Source organism: Roseibium marinum, assembly GCF_002906165.1.
GTDB classification, from domain to species: Bacteria; Pseudomonadota; Alphaproteobacteria; order Rhizobiales; family Stappiaceae; genus Roseibium; species Roseibium marinum.
In genome coordinates, this window is the sequence record NZ_PPCN01000001.1 from 115,552 (window position 1) to 138,077 (window position 22,526).

Here is a 22,526-nt window from a genome sequence, read left to right on the forward strand (position 1 = left end):
CGTCTCCTCCCGATTGTCCCGGCCTTCAAATGTCACGGTCTATTCGACCGTGATCTTGTTCTCTGATTCGTAGATGCTGCCATCGTCATCCACCCAGGTGAACTTGAAGGTTCCGCTGTTTTCGACCTTTGCGTTGAACTCCATGTAGGGGTTCGCCGAAACGGCCGGGTCCATGTCGCATTCAAAGACGAGCTGGCCGTCGAATTCGCACTTGAACGTGTTGATGATCTGCCGCGGGACGAGGTTGCCCTCCTTGTCCTTGCGTTGACCGGATTCCATCGGATGGCTGATAAGCGTCTTGATGGTGATGACTTCGCCCTTGGATGCCTTCTTCGGCACTTTCACGCGGGGTTTCGGATTTGCCATGATGTGTTCCTCTGTGTCCTGATCTTCTCGCTCAGCCGCCGCAGCCGCCGATGGTGACCTTGACTTCCTTGCGGTCGATGAAGGTGGAACCATCATTCATCTTGGCCACGGCAATCACGTTCTGGGTCTTGGCCAGCCGGATTCGCGTTTTGGCTTCCGCGGCACCGCTCATTGCGGTGAAGTGGAAGGTCGCAACCGCCGGACTGGGGTTGCCTTCCGCCAGGATCAGGACGGATTCCACGTAGTTGTCTGCCGTCATCGGGCTTTCAACCGAAACGCCGACCGGCACGGTGTTGCCGTTCTCGGCGATTTCCGGCGTATCGAGGGTTACGGTCCCCGTCGCCGGCTCTGCACCGCCGGTAAAGGCCTTGATGGCGGCTTCGGTATCATCTGTCGCCGCGAATGAAATCCGCGGGGCAACGGCCACGAAGGCGGCAGCGCCTGCCGTCAGGCCGAAGACTTGGCGTCGAGTAAAAGTCATCTCTTGCTCCCTGAGTCTCGAGATCAGTTGTCCTTGAGTGTCATGAGGTAGGCGACTACGTCCTCTACCTCCTGAGCGGTCAGAATGGTCTGACCGGCGTTTTCCTCGGCAACATTCACGCCGACTTTCAGCGTGTAGAAGCCTGGCATGATGGTCTGTTCGCCGAAGACGTCCTTGCTGTTCACGACGATGGCGCGCAGCTGATCCGCGCTCCAGCGGTCGGCGACCCCGTCAAGCACCGGTCCGACTTCTCCGTGAAAGAGCTGTTCCTTCAGGTCCGTGTTGGCGTGGCAGGCCAGACAATTGCCCTTCTTGCGGTCCGCGAATGCCTCGCGCCCGGCTGCCGGGTTCCCTTTTGCGTCCGTCAGCGTCTGCGTCAGCTCCATATCCACGATCGGAACGCTGTCCGGAGCCACTGTCCCGGCGGTTGCCACCGATGCGGCCATGACGGCCAGACCGGCGAGTAGTGCCGGCAAGCTCGTTAGTGTCGCGCCTGTCCTCATGATGTCGGCTTTCCTCCTCAGTGCGAAACGGCTGTTTCCGTTTCTTGGGCGGGCCCGGTTGCCGGTCCGCCCGTTCTCCTCACATTAAAAGATATGATTTTTTGCATATGTTATGCAATAGGCCTTTTTACTGAGCCGGATCAAGCTTTTTCCGCGGACCCGGCCTTACTCCGCGTCTAGACGGCCTTTCTCGCGTAACTCATTGATTATACGGGCATGATACTTTTGAAAATGTTCATCGCCCTCATAGCCCTTTTCCCGGACCCAGCGGAACATATTCAGGAAAGTCCACTTTCCGAAGGCGCCCGGCATGGTCGCGACGGCGGTTTCCTGGACCGTCCCTTCCCCCGGAACGGTCTCCGGAAGGAAGACGATTGTCGGGGTGAACACATATCCCCATTTGCGCGCCGCGGTCTTTTCCGTCAGCTCCTCGCCGTCCAGGTCGATCACCTCCTCGTCGCCGAACATGTTGTACTGGACGACCATGAAGTTCTCTTTGATGTAGTCGGTGACTTCCGGGTCGGAGAGGATCTTCTCGTGCATCTGGCGGCAATAGATGCAGCCGCGCTGCTCGAAGATGATCGCCAGCCGTTTGCCTTCGTCGGAAGCGGTCTCGATGTCCTCGGCGATGTCGCGGAAGGTTACCGTGAACCAGGGCTGCTTGTGCAGGCCGTCCTCTCCCATGGTGGCGGCGAGGGCCGTTGTGCCCAGTGCCACCGTCAACTCGATTGCCAGGACCAGATATTTCCAGATGTGCATGTTCCTATCCTCCCAGGTGCGCTCAGCCGATTTGCGAGAAAACCGGAAATGTTTCAAGAAGCCAGAAGGCGATTGCCGACATCTGGCCGGTGATGAACAGGATACCGGTCACGACCAGAAGGCCGCCCATCACCTTTTCCACCGTGCCCATGTGTTTTCGGAACCGGCCGGCGAATTTCAAAAACCGGCTGGCAAAGGCGGCTGCCAGTATGAAGGGCAGACCGATGCCAAGGGCATAAACCGCCAGAAGACCCGCGCCCTGCCATGTCGAACCGGAAGAGCCGGCGACAAACAGGATGGCGGCCAGAACCGGCCCGACACAGGGCGTCCAGCCGAAGGCGAAGGCAAGTCCCATGACGAAGGCGCCGATCAGTCCGGCCGGTTTGCGCTCCACCTGGATGCGCGCTTCACGGAACAGCAGCCCGATCCGGAAGACGCCGAGAAAATGCAGACCCATGACGATGATGATGCCGCCGGCCACATAGGAAAGGATGTCGTAGTAGCGGGCGATCGACTGGCCGATGACGCTCGCGGTCGCCCCGAGGGCCACGAACACCGCCGAGAACCCCAGCACGAAAGCCACCGCCGCGAAGATCACCCGCCGCCCGGTCTGGGCTGTCGCGGCTTCCCCCTTCAGCTCATCGACGCTCACCCCGGCCAGATAGCACAGGTAGGGTGGCACGATCGGCAGAATGCAGGGCGAGATAAAGGAGAGCAGCCCTGCGAGAAAGGCCGCCCCTAGCGAAACATCGAGCATTCCTGTCCTCCCGGTGAAACCGAAACCTGTTTTGCTTTAAAGTATTCAAAAATTCATATATATTGCAATCAAAGAAATGCGGGAGAGTTCATTATGTCGATTGTACCGCGATTTGGAGCGCTTGCCGGAACCTTGTTCAGCGGCCTCGTCCTGTTCAGCGGTCTGGTCTGGGCATCGCCATCAGGCGCTGCGGAACTGATCATGATGGAACAGCCGGGGTGTGTCTGGTGCAAGCGCTGGAACGAGGAAATCGGCATTGCCTATCCCAGGACGGAGGAAGGCCGGCGCGCACCCCTGCGCCGGGTCGACATCACGGACAGCTGGCCGGAGGACCTCTCCGGTATCTCCCGGGAACGGCTGACGCCCACTTTCGTGCTGATCGAGAACGGGGTCGAAATCGACCGCTTGCGCGGGTATCCCGGAGAACATTTTTTCTGGCCGCTGCTCGCCGGCATGCTGGAAAAGCTTCCTGAAAAGATCAACTGACAATGTTGATCGCGCCGGTGACACCGGGCATTTATCCGGGTAATAAGGGCTTTTACCAAGTGCTGATAATATTGGACAGGGACTTCCAGCTTTCATGAACCTACCGGTCTTCAACAAGGACATGGCTGCGGCAGACCTCGATCTGCTCATGACGCAGGCGCGAAAGGCCAGCGACCTCCTGAAAGCGCTGTCCCATGAAGTGCGCCTGGTGATCCTGTGTTTGCTGTCGGAAGGCGAAAAATCGGTTTCCGAGCTTGAGGAAATCCTGACAATGCCGCAGGCTGCGGTCTCCCAGCAGCTGGCAAGGTTGCGCCTTGAAGGTCTCGTGGAGTCCCGGCGCGACGGACGCATGATCTACTACAGCCTGGTGGATGACGAGGTCAGCGGGATTATCTCAAGCCTTTATGACCTGTTCTGCAAGGACGTCCGCTCCATCGAGAGCTGACTCCGGATGCCGCTGGCGCAATGTGGCATCCTCGTTGATTGCTGCGCTCAACGCTGCCTGATACGTTCCGGTAAATCGGCGGGATCTGACTGTCTTAAGTTGAAAGCAGTCAGAATGCGCTGGATCAAACTGTATTCCTGCACAGTCCTGTATGCAGGAAGGATTGAATTCAAGCGACCGTTCACAAGAAACGGCGGTGCCGCGGACAATGAACGCAGGCTGATATGGGAGGGTGCCCGCAAGATCGATGGACGGCCGATCGGAGCTGATCGGCTGCCCGAAAGTTGATCGGTCTTGGAGCAGGGCAATGATGGTAACAGGCACATGTATATGCTGGACCCGATTGTACTGACACCGATACTTGGCGTACTCGCCGGGTGCGTCCTGGGTTTCGCCGCGCGCTCGACCCATTTCTGCACCCTGTCGGCGCTTGAGCGCCACTGGTACGCCGGTGACAGCAGCGGCCTGCGCACCTGGGTGCTGGCTGCCGTTTGCGCCCTTATCGGCACGCAATTGCTCGCCGCCTTCGGTCTGGCCGATCCGGCAGCATCCTTTTACCTCTCCTCCGAATTTGCCTGGACCGGTGCCATCGCCGGCGGCGTCATGTTCGGGATCGGCATGGCGCTTGTGGGAACCTGCGGCTTCGGCGCGGTTCTGCGCCTGGGCGGCGGAAGTCTCAGGGCACTGGTGGTTCTGACGGTGATCGGGCTGTCGGCGCTCGCCGCGCAGCGCGGCATCCTGGCGGTCCTGCGCGTTCCGGTGGTGGATGACCTCGCGTATTCGTTCGACTGGGCCGGAAGCCAGTCCATCGGCGATATCCTGTCCGCACTTACGGGGCTACGCCTGCAGGAGGCTGTCGCTGCGGTGATGGCTCTTGCCGGTCTGGCATGGATATTCAGGTCCGTGTCCTACCGGCGCCAGTTCACCAGGATCGCATCGGCAGTCGTCATCGGCGCGGTGATCGCATTCGGATGGTGGGCGACCACATTCACCGCCGCCCGCTCCTTCGACCCGATCCAGATCGAAGCCGGCTCTTTCGTGGTCCCGGTGGGCGACACCATCATGCAACTCATCACCTATACCGGAACCTGGCCGGACTACGGGATCGGCCTGATCGTCGGAACTTTTTTAGGTGCGATGTTCGCGGCCTTGTGGAAGCGCGATATCCGCTGGGAAGCCTGCGACGATGCAAGAGAGCTCGGACGCCACATTCTGGGCGGCACCCTGATGGGTATCGGCGGTGTCATGGCCATGGGCTGCACGGTGGGGCAGGGGATTACCGGCTTTTCCTCCCTGGCCGTTTCCGCCCCGGTGGTCATGCTGTCCATGGCCTTTGGCGCAAGGCTCGGCCTTGCCTGGCTGTTCGAGGGCTCGATCCTCGCCCTTTTCCGGCGCAACGGCGACGACACCCGCCGGTCGCCCGCCGAATAGATTCATCAATCCTCAGCCCGTGACGAACCGGTAGCCCTGCGTGGCTTTTTCCACTTGGCCCTCGCCCGGATGCGGAAAATGGAAGCCGATGATCCTCGACTGATCGAGGGCGAGCCGGTCCAGCAGCATTTTGCGCGTGGCGATCCCCTGATCCCGGTCCTGGTCCGTGCCGGACGCCCATTCCGGTTTCTCGAAGGATATCACGGCGTTTGAAATGGCGTCGCCGACCACGAAGATGCTCTGCGAACCGCCATGGATCATGTAGGACATGTGCCCGGGCGTGTGCCCGTGCGTGCCAACCGCCTCGACACCCGGCAGCACCTCGTCTCCCGGCGTGATCATGCTCACCTGGTCTTCGATGGCTTCAAGCCGGGACTGGGCTCCCACAACGAAGCTCTTCCGTTCGTCCGGCATGTTCGCCAGCGTATCGTCCGCGCGCCAGAAATCCCATTCCCCCTGCGGCACGTGGATATTGGCCTGCGGATAAAGCGGATCGTCGAACTCGTCGAGAATGCCCCACAGGTGATCCGGATGCGCATGGGTCAGGATCACATCGGTGATGTCCGACGGATCGATGCCGGCGTCTTCCAGTTTGGACAACAGTTCGCCGGCGCTGGGCTGGAAATTCTGTCCGGAGCCGACATCGAACAGCACGAGCCGGTCACCGCTGCGCAGCAGCGTGATGTTGCAATCCGGTGTCAGCATGTTGGTCGCCATGCCGTGGGGCGTAAGCAGGGCCGAAATTTCCTCCGCACTCTGCTCGGGCAGGACGAACCCCATCGGCAGGGCAAGATGCCCGTCGGAAAAGACCGTGATCTCGTGATCGCCGACGGTCAGGTTTGCCTCGGCAAAAGCCCGACCCTGACCTCCGATCCCTGTCGCCGCCAGGGCAATGCCGCTTAGCAGAATCTCCCGCCTCGACAATTCAACGCGCTTTAAACCGGGCATCGTTTCCTCCACATATTCAAACTTTTGAATTTATCTATATGTCCCGGCGGAGGGTCAATAGTCAAACACGAACCGCCGGAAGGGGCCGTTGGCCGCGGTGCTGACAGTTGAGGGAAGGGTTGTCGGAAAGCGCTGAAAAGAAGCAAAAACAAGTACAAATTCAGGTAAAGGTGAGTAGTTCGTGAAGTGAAAGCGCCGCAATGACAGGCCGATTAACTGGATGTTATTTGTAGTGATCGGCGTGAAGACCAATCTGAAAGGGTGCGGGGAACACGCAGCCCGGCTCCGGCCGGACAGCGGGCTTCCGCCGCCTGGGACCAAGGTCCCTGTCCCCACACACCTGAAGGAGATTGGAAATGCGTGCGAACCGGAAAACCCTGTTTTCGCTGCTGGCCACGGCCATGATGTCTGCGGTCGCGATCGGCAACGCTTATGCAGACCCGAACGACCTGATCGGAGACCTGACCGGCGACAAGCCTCTTTCCCCGCGTCAGCAGAGGAATTTCAATGAAAAAGCCCTCCAGGATGCCGCCGGCAACCGTTTGCTGATCCTGCCGGTCGAAGGCAGCTACAATGGTGAGGAGCGCCTGACAGCCCATCAGCAGCACATCGCCAATGCCAGAATAAAGAGCAGCTCCGATGCACGCGCACTTCCGGTGCTGCAGTTTCAGGGCGACTGGAATGGAACCGCCAAGGCAGGTTTCCCGCACCGGTAACCGTCGGTGACGGATACCGGAAAGAAAGGGCCGCGCAACTCGCGCGGCCTTTCTTCTGTAAGCACCGCGGTTTGAAGACATACGCAAATATTCATATTTTTGAATTTTTCTATATATCCTTGAGTCAGGTCAAGGCGCGTTGCGGCCGAAAGGTCCAGATCGGACCGATGTAGCACAGGCTCGGAGATGCGCCCGGGAGACTTCGATGGATTTGACGTATCTTCTGGACCGGATCCCGGAAGCGTGGCTTCTGGCGCTTGGCGGTCTCATTGTCGGCGTGGCCTTCGGCGCGTTCGCGCAGCAAAGCCGGTTTTGCCTCCGGGCGGCCGCACTGGAGTTTTCCCGCGGTAGGCCCTCCGACCGCCTGCCGGTCTGGCTGCTCGCCTTTTCCTCCGCTCTCATCGCCACCCAGGTCCTGATGCACTTCGGTGAAGTGCAGGCGAGCGAGGCCCGCCAGCTCGCTTCGCCCCAAAGTCTGTCGGGTGCCCTGCTGGGCGGGCTGATGTTCGGCACCGGCATGGTTCTGGCGCGCGGCTGCGCCAGCCGCCTGCTCGTCCTGTCCGCCACCGGAAATCTTCGCGCGCTTCTGTCCGGACTGGTCTTCGCCGTCGTCGCGCAGGCCAGCCTGCGCGGCATACTCAAGCCTGTCAGAGAATGGTTTGCCGGGCTCTGGACGACGGTCGATATCGGCGGCAACGATCTGACCGCCCAGCTCGGGCTGACACAGGGCGTCACACTTGCCTTCGCATTCCTCTGGTTTTTCGCCGGACTGGTCTTTGCCTGGAAAGCCCGCAAGTCGGCTTGGCAGCTTGTCGCGGCGTGCGGCGCCGGACTGGCGATACCGCTAGCCTGGTGGTTCACTTCGACCATGGCACGGCAGGCATTCGATCCGGTCCAGGTGGAAGGCGTCACCTTTACCGGTCCGTCCGCAGATACGTTGATGCTTGTCCTGTCTCCGCCGGGCAACCTTCTCGATTTCGATATCGGTCTCGTTCCCGGGGTTTTCCTGGGTTCGTTCCTGGCTGCTTTCCTGACGCGCGAACTGGCGCTGCAGGGCTTTGAGGGCGGAAAGTCGATGGCCCGCTATCTCACCGGAGCCACGCTCATGGGGTTCGGCGGCATGCTGGCGGGCGGCTGCGCCGTCGGGGCAGGCATCACCGGTGCCTCGATTTTCGCGCTGACCGCCTGGATCACCCTTTCCGGGATCTGGCTGTCCGCCGCCGTGACGGACAGGCTGATGGAGGGGCAGGGCATCTTCCGGCCCCGGCTCGCCGGCGAGATCGGCAATCCCAACTGATCCGCCGGATTTCCACTCTTTGCGGATGCCCCCTTCTTGCCGGCTGCCACCCGGCCTTTTCCCCAACGCGCCTCCATGGATAATTTGTGGGTACAGCCCTGGCCCGATAAGCGGTAAACCTTGGCGAGAGACGAGGAAGGTGAAGGCAAGCGAATGAAACCGGAGGAAAAGCCGCCAACAGACAGGTTCCTGTTGCACGGACCGGTCACGGACGGCGGAACGATGATGACGCCGGACCGCGTGGCCCTGTGGTGGATCTTCCTCGATCGGATCGCCGACAGCGACTGGCAAACCCTGGAAGCGGTCGTCAGCGAAGAGGAACGCACCCGCTCGGAACGGTTTCACTTTGACCGCGACAGGCAGGTCTATATCGCCGCCCATGCCGCCTGCCGCGGACTTCTCAGCTACTGCCTGGGCGGCCGCCCGCAAAGCTGGCGGTTTTCCGTCGGCGATCACGGCAAGCCGGAACTGATCAGCCCGCCGGACGGACCCCGGATGAGGGTGAACATCTCCCATACGCGCGGTCTGGCCGCCGTCGCGCTGACGGTTGACCACGATATCGGCATCGATGTGGAATGGCTGCAGCGCAACGCGGAGACGGACAAACTGGCGAAACGCGTCTTCGCGGCACGGGAATGCAGGACGCTTGCCGCCGCGCCGCAAGCCCGCAAACTCGAGACGTTCCTCTCGTTCTGGACGTTGAAGGAAGCCTACGTGAAGGCGATCGGCAAGGGCCTGTCGCAACCGCTGGACGCGTTCTCCTTTGATCTGGACACCTTGCGGATAGACTTCGAGGACAGACTTGCCGACGATCCGGCGAAATGGCGTTTCGAACGCTATGCGCCCGGCCCGGAGCACCTGATGGCGCTCGCTGTCCGCCACCCGGAGCATTCCCGGCTGACCATCGACTGCATGGCCGCGCCGCTGGACTATCTACTCGCTCAGGGAGGCTGAAGAGACATGCCCTATTCCGGCAGGATATCCCGCAGATAGAAAGCCATGCCCTTGCTCTGGTCCCACTGGCGCGGGTAGCCCAGGGAGACCTCCTCGAAGCGGGAGCCGTCGCGCCAGTCCGTGCGGCGCGTGTGCAGGTGTCCGGAAATCACCACTTTTGCGTTGAAGCGCCGGTGCCAGTCCTCTGTCCGCCGGGTGCCGCACCAGGGCGTGAAGCGGGGCGCCCGTGGAATATGGATCAGGTCGCTGCGCAACGGATAGTGATTGACCAGGATCGTCGCGGCACCGGCGGGAATATCCCCAAGCCGCCGTTCCGCTTCCTCGCAGCGCCTTGAGCACCAGTCGTCGCGGCTGACCCAGGGGGCGGGGCTCAGATAGAGTTCATCCGCGCAAACGGCGCCCTGCTCGCGGGCCCAGCCGATCACCTCATCGCGCTCGATGTGCTCGGGCCGGAAACTGTAGTCGTAAAGCAGAAACAGCGGCGCGATGACATGCGGCCCGCCGGGCCCGCCCCAGGTCTGGAACGGATCCTCCGGCGTGACGATGCCGTAGTCGCGGGCGCAGTCGACAAGCGCGCGGTAGCGCGTCTCTCCGGTCAGGGCAGGGCCGCCACCCGGCTCCGGGATGGACCACAGGTCGTGGTTTCCCGGCACCCAGAAAACCTTCGCGAATTTTCCGGCAAGTGTCTCGAAAGCCAGCCGGATATGATCGAACCGCTCAGCGACATCGCCCGCGACGATCAGCCAGTCGTTTTCGAAGACCGGCAGGTCATGCAGCGCCTCGCGATTGGCGGGACTGGCAAGGTGAAGGTCGCTGATGGCTTTCAGTTTTGACATTTCTGGCTGCGACTTCCTTGACCTTGGCGGACTGGCACCAGGGGGCTGTCCGGGAACGTGCCAATATAGGTATGTTTTTCCTGAGGCGAAGAGGCTGCGAACAAACAGACTGGCCTCAGGACAGGCAACCCGGAAAAATCTGCATGCGGCACCGTCCCGTACGGACGGGTATTCCAATGAATTGATAAAATGGACTAACGTTCTCCGGTGCCGTAAGGCGTTAGAATTCCCGGTCCCGGAAATCGCCGCAGGGCTACGCATCGGGACCCGGATTTTCAAGGAGTAACCAATGTCCGCGACTGTCTTTACCGGCTGCATGCCTGCCCTGATGACGCCCTGCAGAGCCGACCGGACGCCGGATTTCGATGCTCTGGTGAGGAAGGGACAGGAGCTGATCGGCCTCGGCATGTCCGCCGTGGTCTATTGCGGCTCCATGGGCGACTGGCCGCTGCTGAGCGACGCGCAGCGCATGGAGGGTGTGGAACGGCTGGTGAAGGCCGGAGTTCCGGTGGTCGTCGGCACGGGCGCGCAGAACACGAAAGCCGCCGCCGCGCACGCGGCCCATGCCGCAAGGGTCGGCGCCAGGGGCCTCATGGTCATTCCACGGGTCTTGTCGCGCGGCAGCTCCGTCAGTGCCCAAAGACAGCATTTCGGCGCGGTCCTGTCCGCTGCGCCCGCGCTTCCGGCGGTGATCTACAACAGCCCCTATTACGGGTTCGCCACCCGCGCCGACCTCTTCTTCGAACTACGCGCAAAATTCTCCAACCTTGTCGGCTTCAAGGAATTCGGCGGTCCGGACGATCTGCGCTACGCGGCGGAGAACATCACCTCCAGGGACGATGACGTAACGCTGATGGTCGGCGTCGACACGGCGGTCTTTCACGGCTTCGTCAATTGCGGCGCGACCGGTGCGATCACCGGCATCGGTAACGCCCTGCCGCGGCAAGTCCTTCATCTGGTTGCGCTTTGCGGGAAGGCGGCCGAAGGCCATACGGAGGCCCGACGGCGGGCGCAAGAACTGGAAGAAGCACTCGCCGTTCTGTCGAGTTTCGACGAAGGCCCGGATCTGGTGCTTTATTACAAGTACCTGATGGTGCTGAACGGCGATGACGAATATCGTCTGCACTTCAACGAGACAGACGAGTTGACCGATGCGCAGCGCAATTATGCGAAAGCGCAGCACGATCTGTTCAGGACATGGTACGCGGACTGGATCCGCGAAGGCGGAGTGATCGCCGAATGCATGTGATCGACAGTCACACGGAAGGCGAGCCCACCCGCGTCATCGTTACGGGTGGCCCGGATCTCGGATCGGGTTCGCTGGCCGAAAAAGCGGCGCGGTTCGAGGAGAGACATGCGGAGTTCCGCGCGTCCGTCGTGCAGGAACCGCGCGGCCACGAGGCGATGATCGGGGCGCTGCTCGTGCCACCCTCCCGCGAGGATTGCGCTGCCGGGGTGATCTATTTCAACACCCTGCGGAACCTTGGCATGTGCGGGCACGCCACCATCGGCCTGGCCGTGACGCTGGCGCATATGGGCAGGCTTCAGCCGGGACGTCACAGGTTCGAAACACCCGTCGGCGTCGTGGAAGCCGAACTTCTCGACGCGAACACGGTGTCGGTGGTGAATATAGAAAGCCACCGGCTGCACAAGGATGTCACGGTCGCGGTGGAGGGCCATGGCCCGGTGACAGGAGACGTCGCCTGGGGCGGCAACTGGTTCTTTCTGGTCAAGGACAGCCCGTTCGCCCTGAAGGCGGAGAATATCCGGTCTCTGACCGACCTGACCCTGCGCATCAGGGCCGCCCTGGAACGGGACGGGATCACCGGCTCCGGGAGCGCCTGGATCGATCATGTCGAACTCTTCGGTCCACCGCAGGACCCGGCCCGCGACAGCCGGAACTTTGTCCTGTGTCCGGGTGGATCCTATGACCGCTCCCCCTGCGGCACCGGCTCGTCGGCGAAACTGGCCTGTCTTGCCGCCGATGGCCTGCTGGCGCCGGGCGAGGACTGGATCCAGGAAAGCGTGATCGGCAGCACCTACCGGCTGAGCTACCGGCCCGGTCAGACCGGCGGCGTCATTCCCACCATCACCGGGCGGGCGTTCGTGACCTCCGAGGCTCAACTTCTGTTCGATCCCGCCGACCCCTACCGGACAGGCATTCAAGTGGCTTGAGGCAGAAGCATGCGCAGCAGCAAGACCATCCACGTGATTTCCTGCCACGCCGAGGGCGAAGTGGGTGACGTGATCGTCGGCGGAGTGGCGCCGCCGCCGGGGGACACCCTGTGGGAGCAACGCAGCTTCATTGCCCGCGACCGGACATTGCGGGATTTCGTCTTGAACGAGCCGCGCGGCGGTGTCTTCCGCCATGTCAACCTGCTGGTGCCGCCCAAACATCCCGAAGCCGATGCCGCCTTCATCATCATGGAACCGGAAGACACGCCGCCGATGTCCGGTTCGAATGCCATCTGCGTCTCCACGGTGCTGCTCGACAGCGGTATCATCGCGATGCGCGAACCGGTGACGGAGCTTGTGCTGGAAGCGCCCGGCGGCCTGGTGCGCGTGCGCGCCGAATGCCGGAACGGCAAGGCCGAACGCATCTACGTGCGGAATGTCGCCAGTTTCGCCGGAAAGCTGGATGTACCGCTCGAAGTGGAGGGTGTCGGCACGCTGAGGGTCGATACGGCCTATGGCGGTGACAGCTTTGTTGTCGTCGACGCGAAGGCGCTCGGCTTCGCGATCACCGAGGATGAAGCCGCCGATATCGCCCGTCTCGGGGTCCGGATCACCCGCGCCGCGAACGAGCAGATCGGTTTTTCGCATCCGGACCTGCCGGACTGGGACCACATCTCATTCTGCGCCTTTTGCGGTCCGCTCTCGGCAACCGCGCAAGGGCTGACGGGACGCTCCGCCGTAGCGATCCGGCCCGGCAAGGTGGACCGCTCACCCACCGGAACCGCGGTCTCTGCCCGCATGGCGCTTCTGGCGGCGAAAGGGACAATGAAACCCGGCGATACATTCGAAGCGGTCTCCATCATCGGCTCGGTCTTCACCGGCCGCATTCTTGGCGAACAGACCGTTGGCGGTCAAAAGGGAATTATCCCGCAAATCAGCGGCCGCGCCTGGATAACCGGCGTGCATCAGCACATGCTCGACCCGGACGATCCGTGGCCGTCCGGCTACAGGTTAAGCGACACATGGGGCACGCGCTGACACGCGGCGGCGGTGTCGGACATGTCACGAATAAATAACCTTACTTTCCAATAATGGAAACTATACCGGTTGTTATCTCAATTTACATTGCAAATTTTGTTAGTGAAGATGAGCTTCGAGGCGTGTGCGGGAAAAGCCGGAGCAGGTGCTTTTCGGGGCGGTTGGCCGAGACTGAAAGCATATGGGCAGACCTGAAATCAAATCGCCACGCTCGACAGAAAATTCGCTCGGAGGAGGAAATATGAAAAAGATCAGGAACGCGGTTCTCGCAGCCGCCATGCTTGCCGCTGGCGCGAGTGCCGCCTCGGCGGCGGAATACGAATTCAAGCTTCACCATTTCCTTGGTGAAAAAGCACCGGCCCATTCGCAGATGCTGCTGCCCTGGGCCAAGCAGGTGGAGGAAAACTCCGGCGGCAAGGTCGCCATCGAGATCTATCCCGCCATGACGCTCGGCGGACGCCCCCCGGAGTTGATCAGCCAGGTGCGCGACGGCGTGGTGGATCTGGTCTGGACCGTCAACGGCTACACGCCGGGTCTTTTTCCGCGCTCCGAAGTGTTCGAGCTGCCCGGCATCCATACCAATGACCCGGCCGCCACGAACAAGGCTTTGAAGGATCTCTACGAAAGCGATCTGAAGGACGACTACCAGGGCGTCGAAGTGATGTTCCTGCATGTTCATGCGGGACAGGCGATCCATATGCGCGACACCGAAGTGCATTCACCGGCGGATCTCGCCGGCAAGAAGATCCGCATCCCGACCCGGACCGGCGCCTGGGTGATCGAAGCTCTTGGCGCAATTCCCGTCGGCATGCCGGTTCCCGAACTGCCGCCCGCGCTGCAGAAAGGCGTCATCGACGGAGCGTTCATCCCGTGGGAGATCATTCCGCCGCTGAAGATCCAGGAACAGACCGAGTTCCAGATCGAAGGCGTCGACAAGGAACGCTTCGGAACCACTGTGTTCCAGGTTTCCATGAACAAGGAACGCTGGGACGCCCTGCCGGAAGACATTCAGAAAGCCTTCCGGGATGCCTCCGGCGATGAATGGATCCAGAAGGTCGGTGAAATCTGGGCAGGCGCCGACGATTTCGGCATCGGTCTCGCCGTCAAATCCGGCAACACCCATGTCACGCTGACGGAAGAAGAAACCGAGGCTTTCCGCAAGGCCCTGGCGCCGGTTACCGACCGGTGGGTCGAGGAAGTTTCCTCCAAGGGCATCGACGGCGCCGCGCTCGTTGAAAAAGCCAAGGCCGCGGCCGCGAGCCACGCTTCCAACTGATGATAACCGATCCTCAAGACAGCAGCTCCGGGTTCACCGGGGCTGCTTCCCGCATAATCACGGTCTGGGCGCTTCTGGGCGGAGGGCTTCTGCTTGTGGTCGTGCTGACCAACACCTTCTCCATTGTCGGCTCGGTGTTCGGCGTTCCAGTCCCGGGCGATTTCGAACTGACGGAGATTGGCGTCGGGGTGGCGGTGTTTTCATTTCTGCCCTATTGCCAGCTTGTCGGGGCGAATGTCTCGGCCGACATTTTCACCTCCGGGGCCTCCAGGCGGACCATCGCCTTCTTCACGATGCTCGCATCGATAGTCGCGCTCGTATTCGCCGGGTTGCTGATCTGGCGCATGTATTTCGGCATGCTGGACCAGAAAAACTATGACTACACGACGACCATTCTCCAGATCCCGCACTGGATGGCGTTCGTTCCGATCCTGATCTCCCTTGCCCTGCTCGCACTTGCGGCCTTCGTTACCCTGATCCGCGATCTGAAAGTGCTGTCGAAAGGATAATAATAATATGGCGGACGCGCTTCTCCTGGGGTTGGGCGGGCTGGCGGTTCTGATCGTGCTCATCGCGATCCGGATGCCGATTGCCTATGCGATGATACTGGTCGGCGGCGGCGGCACCATGATGCTGAACGGTCCGACACTGGTCCTCAGCCAGTTGAAGACCCTGGCCTATGGCCAGTTCTCCATCTACGACCTTTCCGTCGTGCCGATGTTCGTGCTGATGGGCGCCATAGCGTCCAAGACCGGGTTGAGTCAGGCGTTGTTCCGGGGGGCGAATGCCTGGCTCGGCTGGCTGCGCGGCGGCACGGCCATGGCGGCGATCGCGGGCTGCGCCGGCTTCGGCGCGGTATGCGGCTCGTCCCTGGCGACGGCCTCGACGATGGGCAAGGTGGCCCTGCCTGAATTGCGGCGCTACAATTATTCAGGGGCGCTGGCGACGGGAACGCTGGCCGCCGGCGGCGTTCTGGGCATTCTGATCCCGCCGTCGGTGGTTCTCATCATCTATGCCATCATCGTGGAAGCGAACATCGTCACCATGTTCATGGCGGCGTTTCTGCCCGGCCTGCTGGCGGTCATCCTGTTTCTGCTGACGATCGCCATCTATGTGGCGATCAAGCCGGAATCCGGCCCCAAGGGCGGTGTCGCGGACCGGCACGAGTTCATCGCGGCCACAATGGGCATGATCCCGGTCCTGATCATCTTCGGACTGGTGATCGGCGGGATCTATCTGGGCTTCTTCAACCCCACGCCCGCCGCCGCCGTCGGTGTGTTCCTGGTGTTGCTGTTCGGACTTCTGCAGCGCAAGCTCGTCTGGCCGGACTTCGTTTCCGCGCTCAAGGAAACCGCATCCACATCCGGGATGATCTATCTGATCATCCTGGGGGCCGAACTCCTGAAGATCTTCATGTCCCGTGTCGGCCTGCCGCAGGAAACGGCCGCCTGGATCGGCGGTTCCGGACTGGAGCCGATGACTGTGCTCATTGTGCTTCTGATCGCTCTGATCCTGCTTGGCTGCCTGATGGACAGCTTGTCCATGATCCTGCTGGTGATCCCGTTCTTCTGGCCGGTGCTGGTGGACATCAACGGCGGCATTTATCAGGGAGCGGACGGCGCGGGCTTCGGCATGAGCACCGAGGACCTGAAGATCTGGTTCGGGGTTCTGGCGCTGATTGTGGTCGAGCTCGGCCTGATCACGCCGCCCGTCGGCATGAATGTCTTCGTGATCTCGTCACTCGCCCGCGACACGCCGATGATCGAGACCTTCAAGGGGGTGATGCCGTTTTTCGGAGCGGAGATCATCCGTGTGGTGCTGCTGGTGAGCTTTCCGGCAATCACGCTCTGGCTGCCACGGGTACTGAGCGGCTGAAGCTCTGACAGGAAACCGGGATTTCAGGACCCGTTTGACTTCTGCCGCCTGGCGAAAATCCGCTCCGACATTTCCCGCGCCGGTGCGATCGCTTCGCGGGGATCGAGGGCTTCGCGCCAGTCGATCCCGGCCGGGCTGCTCTTTGCCAGGGCCTCCGCGAACGGGGCGCTGCCGCTTGCCGCGGCGGCCACCAGCTCTTTCGCCCGCGCCCGGGGCACACCGTTCCCGGCAAGCAGAAAACTCGCTGCCTCCGCCATGATCTCCGGATTGGTTTCAAGGGAAGCATCCAGAGTGTCGTCATTCGGTTTCAGGCTTTCGGCCAGATCCTGGGCGTGGCGCAGGGCCGTTCCGGTGGCCAGCAGCATTTGCGGCAGAAACATCCATTCAAGCGGCCACCTGGCTCCGTCGCGTTCCTCCGCGGGGTCGGCGGCGGCGGACAGTCCGGCCTGCGCGGCGATGGCGATCCGGTTGAGCGCCAGAATGGTTTCCGCCTGAACCGGATTGGCCTTTTGCGGCATCGTTGACGACCCTCCGCCCGTGCCGCTCGTAACTTCGGCAATCTCGCTTCGCCCCAGCAGTACAAGATCGCCAGCCATCTTGGCGAGCCCGGCGCAAACCTGCTGCAGCCATCCGGCCAGCAACAGGACCGGCGTCCGGTTGACATGCCAGGAGGGGCTGTCCTCAAGTCCGAGTTCCGCCGCCAGTGCCGCGCTGACGGCCGATCCGTCCGGCGCAATAGCGCTGTTGATGCCGGACGCGCCGCCGAACTGCACCCGCAGGACGGAGGACTTCAGACCGGGCAGCGCGTTTTCGGCATCGATGAGAGGATGCGCCCATTGGGCAATCCGGTAGCCGAGTGTGATCGGCGTGGCGATCTGGCTGCGCGTGCGGCCCGCCATCAACCGGTCCGCGGTCCGGTGGCTTTGGGTTTCGAGCGTGTCGATCAGCCGGGCGAGGCGGGACTGCAGGCTTCCCAGGCACGCCCTGCTCTGCAGCACTGCCGCCGTATCCATGACATCCTGGCTGGTGGCGCCCCAGTGGAGCCATTGCCCGGCCTCTTCGCCGGCGACCTTTCTGAGAACGGCAACGAGGGCGGGAACGGGAACACCGGCCGATCGGGTGCCGCTCTTCAGAGAAGCGGGATCGACATCGGCATCCTTCAGCCTGTCTTCGATCGCCAGCGCGGCGTCCCGGGGAATGATCCCCAGCTTGCCCTGAACCTTCGCGAGCGCACGCTCGAAGCGCACCATATGGGCCACATCACTTCGCTCGCCGAGAATCTCCAGAATTTCCTCGTCGGCAAACAGGCCGGAATAGATCGTGCTGGAAAACAGGGAAACAGGCATTTATGGGTCCGTGACCTGGAATGTCGCCCTGCATTGAGAGCCAGGAAAAGACGCGGGTCAAGCGGCCTTGAGAGGAAGCTCGAGAATCTCGCGCGCCTGCTGCCATGTGGCGACGGGCCGCTCGTATTTCGCGCAAAGATCCGTCGCCCGTTTCACCAGAGCGGCATTGGACGGCGCCAGCGTATCCTTGTCGAAACGGACATTGTCTTCCAGGCCGGTCCGCGTATGCCCGCCCGAGGCGATGCTCCACTCGTTGACCGTCAGCTGATGCCGTCCGATACCGGCCGCGCACCACTGGGCATCCGGAGCCAGGCGCTCGACGGTCTTGATGTAGTAATCGAACACGTCCCGGTCGACCGGCATGGCGTTCTTCACACCCATCACGAACTGCACATAGAGCTTGCCGGGAATACGTCCGTCCTTGTTCATGGTGGCCGCCTGGTGAATGTGGCTGAGGTCGAAGGCCTCGATCTCGGGCTTCACGTGATTGGCGCGCATTTCGCCGGCGAGCCAGTCGACCAGGTCCGGCGGGTTCTCGTAGACCCTTGTTGGAAAGTTGTTCGACCCGACGGAAAGCGAGGCCATGTCCGGCTGCAGCGGCAGCATGCCGCCGCGTGCCTGGCCCGCGCCGGACCGCCCTCCGGTGGAGAACTGGATAATCATGCCGGGACAATGTTTTTCCAGGCCCTCTTTCAGGCGTGCGAATTTTTCCGGATCGGATGACGGGCTCTCGTCGTCGTTGCGCACGTGCGCGTGGACGATGGAAGCCCCGGCCTCAAAGGCTTCCTGCGAGCTTTCCACCTGCTCGGAAACGGTAATCGGCACGGCCGGATTGTTTTCCTTTTTCGGCAGGGATCCGGTGATCGCGACGCAGATGATGCAGGGTTTTGTCATGTCATTCTCTTGTTTGTCGGATCAGCATGGGGACCCGAAGCCGGCAATCGATTGTTCCTCGCCCACTTATTCCCTCATCCTGAGGAGGACCGCAAGGTCTGGAAGGATGAGCGCCTGACTTCAGGGCAGTCGCCTATCCTTCCAGACATCGCTACGCTCTTCCCCGGATTGAGGCAGTGGTGGCGTTCCGTCCGCTTTCGTCAGATATCGAAAAAGACGGTTTCGTCCTGTCCCTGCAGCTTGATGTCGAAGCGGTAGACCGGTTTGCCGTCGCGCTCGCTCTTGCGGGCGATCAGGGTCTGGCGCCGGCGCTCCCATTCGACCAGGTTGAGCACCGCGTCCGCCGCGTTGGCTTCCGTTTCATCCTCGAAATAGAGCCGGGTCTGCAGGCCGACATTGATGCCGCGCGCCACGATCCACAGGCTGATATGCGGGGCCATGACCTTGCCGTCCGGCGTCTTCACCGGTCCGGGTTTGACGGTGTCGAAGCCCCACTCGCCGGTATCGAAATCGGTAATCACGCGGCCCCAGCCGCGGAACCCCTCCTCGACCTCGCCTTCATGTTCCGGATGGGCGTAGATCCCGTTCGCGTTCGCCTGCCAGGCTTCCAGGAGCACATCCTTGATCGGCGAGCCCATGCCGTCGATGACGCAGCCCTCGACGCGGATACGCTCACCTTTGGCATTCGGGCCGGCGATATCCCAGCCGAGTTCCTGCTGGTAGATGTCGAACCCGGCGGCTCCCGGTGCCAGGCCGATATGCACATAGGGACCGGCAGTCTGGGACGGGGTCTCTTTCAGGTAATTCAGTTCCTGGCGCATGATCAGTTGCCCTCCGGACGGTTCTCGAACAGGGTGGACCTGCGACCGCGCACGACGATGTCGAACTTGTAGGCGATCGTGTCCAGCGGGATCGTTGCATTCAGATCCAGCCGGGCGATGAGTTGCTCTATGGCCTGCGGATCGGGGATCGACTTGACGATCGGGCATTTGTCGATCAGCGGGTCGCCTTCGAAATAGCACTGGGTGATCAGCCTTTGCGCGAAGGCTGTGCCGAAGATTGACATGTGGATATGGGCGGGACGCCAGTTGTTCACCCAGTTGCGCCAGGGATAGGCACCGGGCTTCACTGTTCGGAAATGATAGTATCCGTTCTCGTCGCTCAACGTCCGGCCGCAGCCGCCGAAATTGGGATCGATCGGCGCAAGATAAGTGTCCTTCTTGTGCCGGTACCGGCCACCCGCATTCGCCTGCCAGATTTCCACCAGCGTGTTGGGGACCGGCTTTGCGTTTTCGTCCAGAACACGGCCGTGCAGGATGATCCGCTCGCCGATGGGGCTTTCGCCGGACTTGGCGTAGTTGCTCAAAAGGTCCTTGTCGAGCGGGTCGATATCGTTGTGCCCGAAGACCGGTCCGGTGATCTCGCTGACGCTCGATTCAAGACTGATCATTGAATATTGCGGCGACCGCGACACGCTGGTCTTGTAGTCCGGGGTCAGTGCCGGTGGATGCCACTCCCGGTCGCGCTGGTATAAGGGGCCTGCTTTCATGTTACGTCCTCCCGTTGGGCCGGTCTGCCCGATAGCCGTTCTCTTCCATCTCCGCATAGGTTTCCTTGGCAAGCTTGAGCGCCTGATTGGCGCGCGGAACGCCTGCGTAGATGGCGACGTGCTGAAAGGCCTCGAGCACGTCCTGTTTGCTGGCGCCGGTGCGGGCGGTGGCCCGGATATGCATGGGAATCTCCTCGAAATTCCCGAGCGCGGCGAGCAGTGCAAGGGTCAGCATGGAGCGTTCCCGGTCACTGATGCCGTCCGAGGCCCACACGGTCCCCCAGGCGCCTTCGGTGATCAGCGTCTGAAATGGTTCGTCAAACGCCGTCTTGGCAGCTTCCGCACGCTCGACGTGGTCGTCTCCCAGAACCGCGCGCCTGACGTCCATGCCGCTTTCATACCTTTGTGACATGGAGGTCCTCCTTGAAGAATGTCATGAGATGGCCGGCAAATTGATGCGGCTGCTCGACGCAGGGCAAATGGCCCGCGGCGGCAATTTCAACATACCGGCTGCCGGCAACCAGAGCCGCCGTGTTCCGCACAAGCTCCGGCGGGCTCGCGAGATCGTCGGCACCGCCGATGCCGATGACGGACAGGTCGAGCTTCGACGTGGAGGCGGTCAGGTCGGTCCCGGCGATCGCCTCGCAGCAACCGATATATCCCTCGACCGGTGTACGGGTCAGCATGTGCCGCCAGGCCAGGCATTCGTCGCTCTGCCGGAATTTTCCGGAAAACCAGCGCTCGAGAATGGCGTCCGCAAGGGCATCGATCCCGCCGGCGCGGATACTCGAGATGCGCTCCTGCCACATGGCCGCCTCGCCCATCTTCGCGCCCGTGTTCGACAGCACCAGACCCTGGACCAGCGACGGCTGACGGCTGGCCAGAAGCTGCCCGATCATGCCACCGATGGAAAGCCCGACGAAAATGCAGGAGTGAACACCGGCCACCTTCAGGAGCTCCCGCGTATCCTCAACCAGGTCTTCCATCGAATAGGGGCCCGGCGGGCAGGACGACAGGCCGTGCCCGCGTTTATCGAAGCGGATCAGACGCAGGCCCTGCTTCGGCATCAGCTCGATCACCTTGTCCCAGAGCCGAAGGTCGGTCCCGAGCGAATTGGCGAAGACGACCGGCACCCCTTGCGGGTCACCGTCTTCGCACCAGTGAATGTCAGCGGAAGAAAGTCTGGCGATTTTCATCAGTAGGGTAACCCGACATAGTTCTGCGCGAACCACTTCTGCGCCGTTTCGTGGTAATGGAGGGACTGGATTTCCGCGCGCTGCATCTTCAGGTCGAATTCCGACTGATCCGGGAACCGGTGCAGCAGATTGGTGGTCGCCCAGCTGAAGCGTTCGGCTTTCCACACGCGGGTCAGCGCCTTTTCCGAATACTGATCGATGCCGTCGCTGTCCTTGTCCAGGTAATATTGGGCGAGCGCTTCATTGAGATAATGCACGTCAGACGCGGCGGTGTTCAGGCCCTTGGCGCCGGTCGGCGGCACGATATGGGCCGCATCGCCGCACAGGAACAGGCGGCCCCAGCGCATCGGTTCGCTGACGAAGGAGCGCAGGGGCGCTATCGACTTCTCGATGGACGGGCCGGTGACCAGCTCGTCGGCGATGGATTCGGGAATACGGCGCTTCAACTCGTCCCAGAACGCCTCGTCGCTCCATTCCTCGACCGTGTCGGTCAGGGCGCATTGCACATAGTAGCGCGAGAGATTGTCGTTGCGCATCGAACAGAGCGCGAAGCCGCGGCTGGAATTCGCATAGATCAGCTCGTCGTGGACAGGTGGCGTCTCGGACAGGATGCCCAGCCAGCCGAAGGGAAAGACCTTCTCGTATTCCTTGCGGACGGTTTCGGGAATCGTCTGGCGGCTGACACCGTGGAAGCCGTCGCAGCCGGCCACGAAATCGCAATCGATCCGCTGGTCCTTGCCGTCCGCCGTGAAGGTCACGTAGGGCGCGTCGCTGTCCACATCGCGGATCTGAACGCCCTCGACCTCGAAAATCGTCTTGCCGTCCGTGGCTTCCCGGGCGTCATAGAGATCGTGGGTGACTTCCGTCTGCCCGTAGACGATGACGTTCTGCCCGATAAGCTTCTTGAAATTGATGTCGAACAGTTCGTTCTCGTAGGAAATGCAGGTGCCGTGATGGACAAAGCATTCCTTCTCCATCCTGTCGGCGACACCCGCTTCGCGCATCATGTTGACGAGCCCCGTTTCCAGGATACCCGCCCGGATGCGGCGCAGAACATAGTCGCGCGTCTGGCGCTCGAGAACGACGGTCTCGATGCCCTTGCGGTGCAGCAGCTGTCCGAGCAAAAGCCCTGACGGCCCTCCGCCCACGATGACGACCTGTGTTCGCATGCGTTCCTCCCTGTATTCTCACCATATTG

Annotated in this window: 26 protein-coding genes; 12 read left to right on the top strand and 14 right to left on the bottom strand. The window is 61.8% G+C overall.

What is annotated here, in order from left to right:
• Positions 1 to 39: 39 nt before the first annotated feature.
• The 5 genes from soxZ to CLV41_RS00575 form a co-directional block, all read right to left on the bottom strand.
• Positions 40 to 366 carry a thiosulfate oxidation carrier complex protein SoxZ gene (gene soxZ, locus CLV41_RS00555; RefSeq protein ID WP_103220348.1) on the bottom strand — a complete coding sequence of 109 codons (327 nt, stop codon included), beginning with the start codon at positions 364 to 366 and terminating at the stop codon, positions 40 to 42.
• Between the two features lie 31 nt (positions 367 to 397).
• Positions 398 to 847: a thiosulfate oxidation carrier protein SoxY gene (gene soxY / locus CLV41_RS00560; protein WP_068415611.1), complete on the bottom strand. Its 450-nt coding sequence runs from the start codon at positions 845 to 847 to the stop codon at positions 398 to 400.
• A 23-nt stretch (positions 848 to 870) separates the two neighbouring features.
• Positions 871 to 1,350, bottom strand: a complete 480-nt coding sequence (gene soxX / locus CLV41_RS00565) for a sulfur oxidation c-type cytochrome SoxX (protein ID WP_103220349.1) — start codon at positions 1,348 to 1,350, stop codon at positions 871 to 873.
• A gap of 165 nt (positions 1,351 to 1,515) precedes the next feature.
• Positions 1,516 to 2,109 (bottom strand): thioredoxin family protein, encoded by a 594-nt coding sequence (locus CLV41_RS00570; protein ID WP_103220350.1) that lies wholly within the window; start codon positions 2,107 to 2,109, stop codon positions 1,516 to 1,518.
• Between the two features lie 22 nt (positions 2,110 to 2,131).
• Complete coding sequence (locus CLV41_RS00575; protein WP_103220351.1) at positions 2,132 to 2,866, bottom strand: cytochrome c biogenesis CcdA family protein; 735 nt, start codon at positions 2,864 to 2,866, stop codon at positions 2,132 to 2,134.
• Positions 2,867 to 2,959: 93 nt separating this feature from the next.
• On the opposite strand from CLV41_RS00575, the gene CLV41_RS00580 reads away from it, so the two are divergent.
• The 3 genes from CLV41_RS00580 to CLV41_RS00590 all read left to right on the top strand — a co-directional run bounded on the left by CLV41_RS00580 (position 2,960) and on the right by CLV41_RS00590 (position 5,228).
• Positions 2,960 to 3,352 carry a thioredoxin domain-containing protein gene (locus tag CLV41_RS00580; protein WP_103220352.1) on the top strand — a complete coding sequence of 131 codons (393 nt, stop codon included), beginning with the start codon at positions 2,960 to 2,962 and terminating at the stop codon, positions 3,350 to 3,352.
• A 94-nt stretch (positions 3,353 to 3,446) separates the two neighbouring features.
• The gene (locus tag CLV41_RS00585; RefSeq protein WP_103220353.1) at positions 3,447 to 3,797 is read left to right on the top strand and encodes an ArsR/SmtB family transcription factor; all 351 of its coding nucleotides are present in this window, start codon (positions 3,447 to 3,449) and stop codon (positions 3,795 to 3,797) included.
• Positions 3,798 to 4,121: 324 nt separating this feature from the next.
• A complete protein-coding gene (locus tag CLV41_RS00590; protein WP_103220354.1) occupies positions 4,122 to 5,228 on the top strand; it encodes a YeeE/YedE family protein in 1,107 nt (368 codons plus the stop codon).
• A gap of 12 nt (positions 5,229 to 5,240) precedes the next feature.
• Here the strand turns inward: CLV41_RS00590 and CLV41_RS00595 are convergent, their stop codons facing one another.
• Positions 5,241 to 6,176, bottom strand: a complete 936-nt coding sequence (locus CLV41_RS00595; RefSeq protein ID WP_103221443.1) for an MBL fold metallo-hydrolase — start codon at positions 6,174 to 6,176, stop codon at positions 5,241 to 5,243.
• 356 nt (positions 6,177 to 6,532) lie between these two features.
• On the opposite strand from CLV41_RS00595, the gene CLV41_RS00600 reads away from it, so the two are divergent.
• The 3 genes from CLV41_RS00600 to CLV41_RS00610 all read left to right on the top strand — a co-directional run bounded on the left by CLV41_RS00600 (position 6,533) and on the right by CLV41_RS00610 (position 9,143).
• Entirely contained in the window at positions 6,533 to 6,892 is a 360-nt protein-coding gene (locus CLV41_RS00600; protein WP_103220355.1) for a hypothetical protein, read from the top strand.
• A gap of 205 nt (positions 6,893 to 7,097) precedes the next feature.
• Positions 7,098 to 8,189 (top strand): YeeE/YedE family protein, encoded by a 1,092-nt coding sequence (locus CLV41_RS00605; protein ID WP_103220356.1) that lies wholly within the window; start codon positions 7,098 to 7,100, stop codon positions 8,187 to 8,189.
• Between the two features lie 153 nt (positions 8,190 to 8,342).
• Positions 8,343 to 9,143, top strand: coding sequence for a 4'-phosphopantetheinyl transferase family protein (locus CLV41_RS00610; protein WP_235867030.1), 801 nt, complete (start codon positions 8,343 to 8,345; stop codon positions 9,141 to 9,143).
• An 11-nt stretch (positions 9,144 to 9,154) separates the two neighbouring features.
• On the opposite strand, the gene CLV41_RS00615 is transcribed toward CLV41_RS00610, so the two are convergent.
• Positions 9,155 to 9,979 carry a metallophosphoesterase family protein gene (locus tag CLV41_RS00615; protein WP_103220357.1) on the bottom strand — a complete coding sequence of 275 codons (825 nt, stop codon included), beginning with the start codon at positions 9,977 to 9,979 and terminating at the stop codon, positions 9,155 to 9,157.
• A 289-nt stretch (positions 9,980 to 10,268) separates the two neighbouring features.
• Between CLV41_RS00615 and CLV41_RS00620 the strand changes: the two genes are divergently transcribed.
• The 6 genes from CLV41_RS00620 (at position 10,269) to CLV41_RS00645 (ending at position 16,343) form a co-directional block, all read left to right on the top strand.
• Complete coding sequence (locus CLV41_RS00620; protein ID WP_103220358.1) at positions 10,269 to 11,228, top strand: dihydrodipicolinate synthase family protein; 960 nt, start codon at positions 10,269 to 10,271, stop codon at positions 11,226 to 11,228.
• Positions 11,219 to 12,154, top strand: coding sequence for a 4-hydroxyproline epimerase (locus tag CLV41_RS00625; RefSeq protein ID WP_103220359.1), 936 nt, complete (start codon positions 11,219 to 11,221; stop codon positions 12,152 to 12,154). The genes CLV41_RS00620 and CLV41_RS00625 overlap by 10 nt, the downstream gene beginning before the upstream one ends.
• Positions 12,155 to 12,163: 9 nt before the next feature.
• Entirely contained in the window at positions 12,164 to 13,192 is a 1,029-nt protein-coding gene (locus CLV41_RS00630; RefSeq protein WP_103220360.1) for a trans-3-hydroxy-L-proline dehydratase, read from the top strand.
• A gap of 241 nt (positions 13,193 to 13,433) precedes the next feature.
• Positions 13,434 to 14,468, top strand: a complete 1,035-nt coding sequence (locus CLV41_RS00635) for a TRAP transporter substrate-binding protein (protein ID WP_103220361.1) — start codon at positions 13,434 to 13,436, stop codon at positions 14,466 to 14,468.
• Entirely contained in the window at positions 14,468 to 14,977 is a 510-nt protein-coding gene (locus CLV41_RS00640) for a TRAP transporter small permease (protein WP_103220362.1), read from the top strand. The genes CLV41_RS00635 and CLV41_RS00640 overlap by 1 nt, the downstream gene beginning before the upstream one ends.
• Positions 14,978 to 14,984: 7 nt before the next feature.
• Positions 14,985 to 16,343 carry a TRAP transporter large permease gene (locus CLV41_RS00645; RefSeq protein ID WP_103220363.1) on the top strand — a complete coding sequence of 453 codons (1,359 nt, stop codon included), beginning with the start codon at positions 14,985 to 14,987 and terminating at the stop codon, positions 16,341 to 16,343.
• A 23-nt stretch (positions 16,344 to 16,366) separates the two neighbouring features.
• On the opposite strand, the gene CLV41_RS00650 is transcribed toward CLV41_RS00645, so the two are convergent.
• The 7 genes from CLV41_RS00650 to pobA form a co-directional block, all read right to left on the bottom strand.
• Positions 16,367 to 17,689 carry a lyase family protein gene (locus CLV41_RS00650; protein WP_103220364.1) on the bottom strand — a complete coding sequence of 441 codons (1,323 nt, stop codon included), beginning with the start codon at positions 17,687 to 17,689 and terminating at the stop codon, positions 16,367 to 16,369.
• A gap of 57 nt (positions 17,690 to 17,746) precedes the next feature.
• Complete coding sequence (locus CLV41_RS00655; RefSeq protein WP_103220365.1) at positions 17,747 to 18,583, bottom strand: BKACE family enzyme; 837 nt, start codon at positions 18,581 to 18,583, stop codon at positions 17,747 to 17,749.
• A 200-nt stretch (positions 18,584 to 18,783) separates the two neighbouring features.
• Positions 18,784 to 19,404 carry a protocatechuate 3,4-dioxygenase subunit alpha gene (gene pcaG, locus CLV41_RS00660; protein WP_103220366.1) on the bottom strand — a complete coding sequence of 207 codons (621 nt, stop codon included), beginning with the start codon at positions 19,402 to 19,404 and terminating at the stop codon, positions 18,784 to 18,786.
• A 2-nt stretch (positions 19,405 to 19,406) separates the two neighbouring features.
• Positions 19,407 to 20,132: a protocatechuate 3,4-dioxygenase subunit beta gene (gene pcaH / locus CLV41_RS00665; RefSeq protein ID WP_103220367.1), complete on the bottom strand. Its 726-nt coding sequence runs from the start codon at positions 20,130 to 20,132 to the stop codon at positions 19,407 to 19,409.
• A gap of 1 nt (position 20,133) precedes the next feature.
• Complete coding sequence (gene pcaC, locus CLV41_RS00670; RefSeq protein ID WP_103220368.1) at positions 20,134 to 20,544, bottom strand: 4-carboxymuconolactone decarboxylase; 411 nt, start codon at positions 20,542 to 20,544, stop codon at positions 20,134 to 20,136.
• Entirely contained in the window at positions 20,528 to 21,328 is an 801-nt protein-coding gene (gene pcaD, locus CLV41_RS00675; protein ID WP_103220369.1) for a 3-oxoadipate enol-lactonase, read from the bottom strand. The genes pcaC and pcaD overlap by 17 nt, the downstream gene beginning before the upstream one ends.
• A complete protein-coding gene (gene pobA, locus CLV41_RS00680; RefSeq protein WP_103220370.1) occupies positions 21,328 to 22,497 on the bottom strand; it encodes a 4-hydroxybenzoate 3-monooxygenase in 1,170 nt (389 codons plus the stop codon). Before pobA ends, pcaD begins: the two co-directional genes overlap by 1 nt.
• Positions 22,498 to 22,526 lie beyond the last annotated feature (29 nt).